A 3,835-nucleotide genomic window follows, 5' to 3' on the forward strand; every position below is an offset into this window, starting at 1 on the left:
ATTACTTGCTACATAGCTAAATGTACTTATTCCAGCATATAAACCAAACGGATCACTTTCTGCGTATCGACCCGTCGTAGGATCATAATCCCTGAAGTAGTTGTAATGAAGATTGGTCTCTGCATCATAGTACTGCCCCGGAAACCTCAGATTAAAAGTGAACGGTCCAGCTCCGGTTGTTTCAGCCGTTGGTGGTGTATTGCCAAACGCTTCTCCGTCCCATTTCCATACGGTGTTTCCGTCACTGTCGGTGATGAGTCTCGGCGTGTTCAATTGATCCGCATTGATGTAATAGATTTGTTCTGTTTTACTTCCACTACCTGCCGCCACGGTAATATTTACCGGGGTACTGGTTGCGATTAAACCGTTACTATCCGTCACTTGCGCTGTGAGTTGGTAACTTCCGGCGACCGTATTCGGTATCACTATGCTATACGGTGGCTGGGTGACTGTTCCCATTAATCCGATGCCATTAAAGAACGCCACTTGCGTGATGGTGCCACTGCTATCGGTCGCTGTCGCGGTTAATGTCAATGCCGCTGGCGCGGTGAGTGATTGTGCTGTCGTTGGACTTGTTAACGTGATCACCAATGGCGCTGCAGTCACAGTAAAAGACTGCATTACTGGTGTTGCTGGACTATAAATACTGCTTCCCACTTGATTGGCGGCTATCGTACATGTTCCCGCACTGACTAACGTCACCGTCGAACCCAATACCGTACAGACTGGCGTTGTCGTTGATGCCAAACTGACCGCTAAACCAGAGCTGCTCGTGACAGTTAATGCAAACGGTGCAGCGCCAAACTGTTGATTAGCAGGTGCGGTAAAACTAATCGTTTGCGCTTCTGCCGTCACCGTAAAAGATTGACTCACTTCCGGAGCAGCGCTGAAGTTACTGCTACCGGCTTGGTCCGCTGCAATGGTACACGTCCCTGCAGTCACTAACGTCACCGTCGAACCCGATACCGTACACACCGGTGTGGTGCTGGAAGTAAAACTAATTGCTAAACCAGAGCTGCTCGTGGCAGTTAATGCAAACGGTGCAGCACCAAACTGTTGATTCCCTGGTGCCGCAAAGTTAATCGTTTGCGCTTCGGCAGTGATAATGAAGGATTGCGTGACTTGCATCGCCGCGCTGTAATTACTGCTCCCCACTTGGTTCGCTGTAATCGTACACGTTCCCGCACTCACTAATGTCACTATCGAACCCGATACCGTACACACCGGTGTGGTGCTGGACATGAAACTAATCGCTAAACCAGAGCTGCTCGTTGCCGACAACGCGAAGGGAGCAGCACCAAATTGTTGAGTAGCTGGTGCGGTAAAGCTAATCGTTTGTGCCTCAGCAGTGACAGTGAAGGATTGGGTGACTTGCGTCGCCGCGCTGTAATTACTGCTTCCCGTTTGATTCGCATTGATCGTACAGGTACCCGCACTCACTAATGTCACCGTCGAACCGGATACCGTACACACCGGTGTGGTGCTGGACATGAAACTGACCGCTAAACCAGAGCTGCTCGTTGCCGACAACGCGAAGAGAGCAGCACCAAATTGTTGAGTAGCTGGTGCGGTAAAGCTAATCGTTTGCGCTTCAGTGGTCACGGCAAAGGAATTGGCTACTTGAGGCGCCGCACTGTAGGTCGTATTCCCTACCTGATTCGCATTGATCGTACACGTTCCACCCGCAAGTAACGTGACCGTTGAACCCGACACGGTACAGACGGAAGTGGTTGCTGAGGTGAACGCTACCGCTAAGTTGGCACTGCTGGTCGCGGACACCGTAAAAGGTGCTGCACCGTAGGGTTTACCGGCCAAGGCGGCAAAGGTGATCGTTTGCACTTCGGTTGCCACCGTCAACGAGTTGGCAACCTGGGCTGCCGCACTGTAGAGGGTATTGCCCGCCTGATTCGCATTAATGGTGCAAGTACCCGGAGCGACTAAGGTGACGGTGCTGCCAGATACGGTACAGACTGACGTGGTGGCTGAGGTGAACACCACGCCTAAGTTGGCGCTGCTGGTGGCGGACACCGCAAAGGGTGCTGCACCATACGTCTTACCGGCTAACGTCGCAAAGCTAATCGTTTGCGCTTCTTTCGCTACCGTCATCGATTGCGCAACTTGAGGAGCTGCACTGTAATCGGTATTACCCGCTTGATTCGCATCGATCGTACAGGTACCGGGAGCAACTAACGTGACGGTGCTGCCGGATACAGTACAGACTGACGTCGTGGCTGAGGTGAACGCCACGGCTAAGTTGGTACTACTGGTGGCGGACACCGTAAAGGGTGCCGTGCCATACGACTTACCGGTCAACGCCGCAAACGTGATGGTCTGTGTTCCTTTGGTGACCGTAAACGATTCGGCCACTTGGGGAGCGGCGTTGTAATTGACATTACCGGCTTGATTGGCATCAATCGTACAGGTGCCGGGAGCAACCAAGGTGACGATGCTGCCGGATACGGTACAGATTGCGGTAGTCGCGGAAGTGAATGTGGCCGCGAGCTTGGCACTGCTCGTTGCTGACACGGTGAACGGGGCGGTGCCGTACGACTTACCGGTCAACGCTGCAAACGTGATCGTTTGGGCTTCTTTGGCGACCACAAACGATTGCGCAACTTGGGTCGCGGCACTGTAGGTGGTATTGCCTGCCTGATTCGCGTCAAGTGTACAGGTGCCCGGTGCCACGACCGTCACCGTTGAACCGGAAACCGTACACACCGCGGTGGTGGTCGAGCTGAAGGCCACCGTTAAACCGGCGCTACTCTTGGCGGACACCGTAAAGGGTGCCGCCCCATACGTTTTACCGGCTAAGGCCGCAAACGTGATCGTTTGCTTGGTGCTGGCCATCGCTGGCTGTTGCGTTAGCACACCCAGCAGCACGGCTGCCATCCAACATCCTATTATTCTTCTCTTTATCACATCAATTCCCCTGGTGCGATCTGCTGTGGGCAGATCGCTTATTTGTTTGTCGACGACGGCTGATCTTGTTTGTTTATTTTTAGCTTAGTTAGCTGGTTGGCTTATTCCGCTTGCTGCGGTGCGCTCTAGTGCTGCGCCACCGCCACCGGGATATCGTTGAGGTAGATGTAATCTGCCCCCTTGGTTCCCGTGCTCTCACCAATCAACTTACCACTCTGGTCGTAATTAAAGACCGTCGTGCCATTCGGTGTGACTTTGAGCACCCGCTGTCCCAGCGCATTGATCTGGTATTGCACGGATCCGATGGCGGTTTGTGCGCTCACCATCCGACCACGGGCGTCGTAACCAAATTGGTTATTGACGTTATTGGTGATGCTGCCATTGGCGTCACTTTGAATCGTATTCACTTGGCTACCGCTGACTTGGGTCAGTTGGTTGCTGGTACTGCCATAGCTGTATTGCGTGTTCGTTCCGCCATTGCCCATTGTGGTGCGGTTGCCGACCGGGTCGTAGCTGTAGCTAAAACTGCTGGTGGCATTGATGGCACTATTCAGACGATTTAAGGCGTCGTAGGTGTAGGTGACGTTTTGGGCTGGATCGGTCTGGGTGACTAACCGGCTACCGGCGTCGTAATTTAATATCCGGTTTTGTTGATTCAGGCTGTAGCTGGTGGTGCGGCCATCGAGGTCGGTGGTGTACTTCACGGTGTTGCCGGTGCCGTTCACGTACGAGAGGACTTTGCCGGTCGGGGCGTACAGCACGTTGGTGACTATGTTAATGGTCGTGCCGTTGTTGATGCTGGTGAGTTGCGTTACACGGCCTAAGGCATCGCGGGTGTAGATCAGTTGACGACCGCTCGGGTACATCACACTGGCTAATTGACTGGCGTTGTCATAGGTATAGCTGGTGGTGTAGG

At 53.3% G+C, this 3,835-nt stretch carries 1 protein-coding gene and 1 pseudogene; both read right to left on the bottom strand.

Annotation, left to right across the window (positions count from 1 at the left end):
• A partial coding sequence (locus S2091_RS24610; protein WP_243405550.1) for an RHS repeat-associated core domain-containing protein occupies nucleotides 1-2,889 on the bottom strand: 2,889 nt, incomplete at its 3' end.
• A 155-nt stretch (nucleotides 2,890-3,044) separates the two neighbouring features.
• Nucleotides 3,045-3,835, bottom strand: a pseudogene (locus tag S2091_RS23610) (hypothetical protein); the annotation flags it as partial.

The organism is Solimicrobium silvestre (genome assembly GCF_002976435.1).
Classification (GTDB): domain Bacteria; phylum Pseudomonadota; class Gammaproteobacteria; order Burkholderiales; family Burkholderiaceae_D; genus Solimicrobium; species Solimicrobium silvestre.